The following is a 541-nucleotide window of genomic DNA, read 5'->3' as shown; positions in this document are numbered from 1 at the left end:
CAGGGCCGTTGCGTGCTCGCGAGTTGGGCGGTTGATTCGCTGATGGGCCGGCATGTCGGTTGTAGGTAGGTCCGGATGCGGCTGCAGGCACGGTCTGCGTGATCATGTGAGTGTCGAAGTCCCATGATCACAAGTGAAGACCGTGCCTGCCCTCTTATCTTCTCCCATGCCGCCGGGGCTGGATCAACTGGCCCGCACCGATATGCCGCAACCGTTGCCGGACGCAGTCTGCCTGGCCCGCTATCTCGCCGGTCTGCCGGATCCCCGGGCCCGGCGTGGACGCCGTTTCCCGCTGGTGCCCGTGGTCGCGGCCGCGGCGGCAGGCGTGCTGGCCGGTGCGCGCTCGCTGGCGGCGGTGGCCGAGTGGATCGCGGACGCCCCACGCTGGGTACTGCTCACGCTCGGCTTCACTTGCGACCCGTTCAGTAAACAGGTCGTTCTCCCGCACCCGACGACGGTAATGCGGCTGCTGTCCCGCCTGGACGGGAATGCCTTCGATGCTGCAGTGAGCGAGTTTCTGCAGGCCAGAGCCACTGATCAG

Annotated in this window: 1 protein-coding gene; it reads left to right on the top strand. The window is 66.9% G+C overall.

The features are described 5' to 3' along the window. Nucleotides 1-133: 133 nt before the first annotated feature. The coding region (locus tag VT52_RS37720) for a transposase family protein (RefSeq protein ID WP_143070978.1) at nucleotides 134-541 on the top strand (408 nt) is incomplete at its 3' end.

Source organism: Streptomyces malaysiense (assembly GCF_000980885.2).
GTDB classification, from domain to species: domain Bacteria; phylum Actinomycetota; class Actinomycetes; order Streptomycetales; family Streptomycetaceae; genus Streptomyces; species Streptomyces malaysiense.
The sequence above is the reverse complement of the archived record's forward strand: the minus strand, read 5'-3'. Positions and strand labels throughout refer to the sequence as shown.